Raw genomic sequence first — 4,267 nt, forward strand, 5'->3', positions numbered from 1 at the left:
GGTTTGGGTTGGTTAAACTAAGCGATTGCAGGTACAAGTAGCACCCATAAAAAAGTAATTAGCCCAGAAGTTGAAAGCATGGCCTATGTATGCTTAAGAAACAATTTTTTATTTTAATTATTCAACTAAATTATTCCATACAGGCTTCCACCCTCTTGAGCCAAAACATCCAGCTTTTTTTCCACAGCCTCATCTTTGATCAATTCAGGTGCGTGGTGGAGCTTTTTCCTTGCGTCAATAATCAACGAACCTTTACAGCCCCAATGTTTATTAATGGTAAAATCGTTAATACCATAAATATCAGCTGCCGGGTTGCTCCTTGTAAAAGCTACCCAAACCAAGTTCTCAATATTGGCAGCCGTAAATTCTGCATCATCAGCCAATATAATTAAAGGTAAGCCTGATAAATCCTGATCCATCATGGCCATATTCAATAAAGCAATTTCAGCAGCTGTTTTCTCGGGATTTAAATATTTGTTGCTTTCTAAAACCAAAACCCCTGGAATGGCTATTTTCGGCAGATAAAATCCATCGCACAATTTCAGTCCTTCAGGAATCTTATTCCAAAGTTCACGCTGCTTATCTCCTGCTGCAGCAATTACTGCCTTCGATCCGCTGTTTAGTCCATCACCGCTATAATCAAGTGTATCAATTGTAGTATTGGTATAAAAATGAACATCCCTCGTTAAATCGATCCGTTCTAAAATATGGGTAAGAAATGCTTCAATATGGTGCGTACTTAAATGCTGATCATCTTCTTTGGCTGCAATAAACAGGTATTTAGCCAGACTCAATTGGTTTTTTCCCAGTATATGGTTCGCTATGGTTAATATTTCCTGAGGCCTGCGCGCTTTTAAATATGGGGTATAACGCTCACTGCCGATGGCAAAGAGCAAAGGGTGAACGCCAGCCGCATCAACCGCATGAACTTCTTTTAAACCATGTATTTCCTGTGGTATGGCCGAGCCTGTAATTTCATGGATCAAAGCCCCGAAACTGGTATCCTCCTGTGGCGGACGACCAACAACCGTAAACGACCAAATGGCATCCTTTTTATGATATACGTTGTGCACTTTCATCAAAGGAAAAGGATGCGTTAAACTGTAATACCCCAAATGATCGCCAAAAGGCCCTTCTGGCTTATTTTCATTTGGGTAAACCGTTCCGGTAATAATAAAATCGGCATCTGCAGAAATGCAAAAACCTTCATCATCATAAAAATAACGGAAACGCCTATCGCCCAATGCACCTGCAAATGTCATTTCCGATAATCCTTCCGGTAAAGGCATCACTGCTGCTAAAGGATGTGATGGAGGTCCGCCAACAAAAATGCTCACTTTTAAGGGTTGGCCTAGTGCATTGGCTTTAGACTGATGTACGCCAATCCCCCTATGGATCTGATAGTGCAACCCGATCTCCTGATCCTGGATATAATCGTTCCCACCCAATTGGATGCGATACATGCCTAAATTTGCATTTAAAACGCCTGGTTTATCTATATCTTCAGTATAAACCTGCGGCATGGTAACAAAAGGGCCACCGTCCATAGGCCAGTTTACAATTTGTGGTAACTGACCAATACTTGTTTTTAAAAATTTGCTTTTTGCAGAAGGTGTTTTAAGTGGCAAGGCCGATAAAGCCGACATTGCTGAACCCGCATATTTAAATGGATTTTTTAATGCTTTTATCGGATCATTCCTTAACGATACCAGCTGTTGTACTTTTGGTAAAGTATCTCTAAAAATAAATTTCGATCGCTCTAATGTACCAAACAAGTTTGAAACAGCAGGAAAAGGACTTCCCTTAACTTTTTCGAATAGTATTGCTGGTCCTTTATTTTCGTAAACCCTTAAATGGATGGCTGCCATTTCTAAATAGGGATCTACTTCTTCTTTTATTCTGATTAAATGACCGTGCTTTTCGAGATCGGATACACATTCTGCTAAACTTTTGTATGCCATGCCCAAAGATAAATAATTAGATTTTCTCCGAAACAAAAAAGCCTCATATAAGCAGATTTTACAATAAAGCTACTTACATAAGGCTTTTAACCACCTAAATTATATTATTTCTTTCCTGCGAAAGAGCGCAACATCCAGGTATTTTTCTCTTTAAACTGCATAAAACGGTTAACCATATCGTTAGAACCATCGTCTCCGGCCGCATCTGTAGCTTCTAAAAGTCCTCTTTCCAATTCGATCAATGCAGCCATATCATCTAAGATGGCATCAACCATATCAAGATCTTTAAGGCCAATGGTATCAATTTCTTTAATTTGAGATTCTTTTATATAATCGGCAAAACGGCTATGCGGTGCTTTACCCAAGGTTAATACACGCTCGGCTATCTCATCAATAGTTAATTGTGCATTGGTATATAATTCTTCAAACTTAACATGTAAAGTAAAAAAGTTCTGACCTTTAATATTCCAGTGGCAACCTCTTAGTTTTTGATAATGAATATGATAATTAGCCAAATAATCGTTTAAAAGATCTACAACTGGTTTAACTTCTTTTTCGTTTAAGCTTATTTCTTTAGCGTCCATTTTTTTATTATTTATGATGTTTTTGATGTCTACGTAACAACCCAAATTTATAAMAGTTTTGCTGTTGGGGTAATCATTAAAGTACCAACAAATATTCCTTTTACCGTAACAGGATCAGTTAACAGCACACAAAATCAAAGCGCTTCTACTGGCAATATAATAGAGCATACCATCAAGCCAAAAGAAAACTTAAACATGCTCGCCGAAAAATATGGCACAACCATTAATGAGATTAAAGCTTTAAACAATCTTAGCAGCAGCAATTTAAGTATCGGTCAGGTTTTAAAAATCCCTGCTAAAAATGGAGAACAAACTGCAACAGCTCCTCCGGTAACGCCACCAGCGAAAAACAATACAGAAACGCTTCAAGCCAATGCATCATCTGCTGATCAAACCATGATCGAGCATACTGTTGCGCCTAAGGAGTTTTTAGGCAAAATAGCCGAGAAATACGGCACTACTGTTGAAGAAGTAAAAAAAGCCAACAATCTTTCAGGAAATAACTTGCGTATCGGTCAGAAACTTAAAATTCCGGCAACTAAAAACATTGATGAGAACAAAGTAGTATCTGCTGCTGAAGAAAAACCTGTTCAGGAGAACAAATCTACAGATGCGGCCGGCACACATACTGTTTTAAGGAACGAAACTATTTTCACCATCGCTAAACAATACGGCATTACCGCTTACCAGATTAGAAAACTGAACGATTTGCCTGATAACGCCATTACCATTGGACAGGTTTTAAAAGTACCGGGAGGGATTATTACAGATGTTCAGGTTCCGAAAGAAAAACAAGCTGAAGCAAAAGTTAAAGAGGTAGAAGCAAAAGTTAAAGAAGCACAAGCAACTAAAGAAGAAAGTTTTATTCATACCGTTGCTACTGGAGAAAACATTTTTACCATTGCTAAAAAATACAATTTAACGGCTTATCAGATCAGAACAGCAAATAAACTGGAAGACAACGCAATTAAAGTTGATCAGAAACTGATTATTCCTAAACCGCCACAACCTAAATCGGTTAATGATTTATCGAAAGAAGAGCAGGAAAACGAACCAGATAGCACCATGGTTAAAGACCCTAAACTTCGCCGCGACCCGAGCGTATATGGTTTAAGTCAGATCGAAGAAAAAGGAACCGCAGTTTGGATTGCAGATCAGGACCTGGACGGAACAAAAATGTTGGTTTTACACCGTACCGCACCTGTGGGCAGGGTAATTAAGATTACCAACCCAATGACCAACCGCACTACCTTTGCCAAAGTTGTTGGTAAATTTACGGAGAACGAATCCACAAAAGATGTTATAATTGTAATGACTAAAGCTGTAGCCGATTCATTGGGCGCTTTAGACAAACGTTTTTTCTGCAATTTAACATATAGTGCTCAATGAGTTTAAACAAAAAGCCATTTATAATTGGTATTGCCGGTGGTAGCGGATCTGGTAAAACATTTTTCTTAAACTGTTTTCTTCACCATTTTAAACAGGATGAAGTAACACTCGTATCGCAAGATGACTATTATATCCCAGCGGGCGAGATGACGCAGGAAGAAAACAAGTTATACAACTTCGACCTCCCTTCTACCATTGATAGCGAACAGTTTTTAAGAGACATTAAGCAGTTAATGACTGGCGAGGTTGTTTATAAAAAAGAATACAACTTCAATAACCCACTCGCCGTTGTTAAAATTTTGGAGATTAAATCGGCACCAATCATTATTGTAG

General features: G+C 38.4%; 4 protein-coding genes. 2 read left to right on the forward strand and 2 right to left on the reverse strand.

All coding sequences use genetic code 11. The features are described from left to right. Window positions 1-125: 125 nt before the first annotated feature. Both AC1DND_RS25360 and AC1DND_RS25365 read right to left on the reverse strand, forming a co-directional pair. Complete coding sequence (locus AC1DND_RS25360; protein WP_477585308.1) at window positions 126-1,961, reverse strand: UbiD family decarboxylase; 1,836 nt, start codon at window positions 1,959-1,961, stop codon at window positions 126-128. 104 nt (window positions 1,962-2,065) lie between these two features. Continuing rightward, on the reverse strand, window positions 2,066-2,545 hold the full coding sequence (locus tag AC1DND_RS25365) for a Dps family protein (RefSeq protein ID WP_477585309.1): 480 nt from the start codon (window positions 2,543-2,545) through the stop codon (window positions 2,066-2,068). A 195-nt stretch (window positions 2,546-2,740) separates the two neighbouring features. On the opposite strand from AC1DND_RS25365, the gene AC1DND_RS25370 reads away from it, so the two are divergent. Together AC1DND_RS25370 and AC1DND_RS25375 are read left to right on the forward strand one after the other, a co-directional pair. After that, entirely contained in the window at window positions 2,741-3,934 is a 1,194-nt protein-coding gene (locus AC1DND_RS25370) for a LysM peptidoglycan-binding domain-containing protein (protein WP_477585310.1), read from the forward strand. Next, the coding region (locus tag AC1DND_RS25375) for a uridine kinase family protein (protein ID WP_477585311.1) at window positions 3,931-4,267 on the forward strand (337 nt) is incomplete at its 3' end. The genes AC1DND_RS25370 and AC1DND_RS25375, both read left to right, overlap by 4 nt.

It is taken from the genome of Pedobacter sp. 01N416, assembly GCF_056399685.1.

Bases quoted from the DNA above. Each gene is read 5' to 3' on its own strand.
- AC1DND_RS25370 (WP_477585310.1), top strand. From the start codon at position 2,741: ATGCTCGCCGAAAAATATGGCACAACCATTAATGAGATTAAAGCTTTA.
- AC1DND_RS25360 (WP_477585308.1), bottom strand. From the start codon at position 1,961: ATGGCATACAAAAGTTTAGCAGAATGTGTATCCGATCTCGAAAAGCAC.
- AC1DND_RS25365 (WP_477585309.1), bottom strand. From the start codon at position 2,545: ATGGACGCTAAAGAAATAAGCTTAAACGAAAAAGAAGTTAAACCAGTT.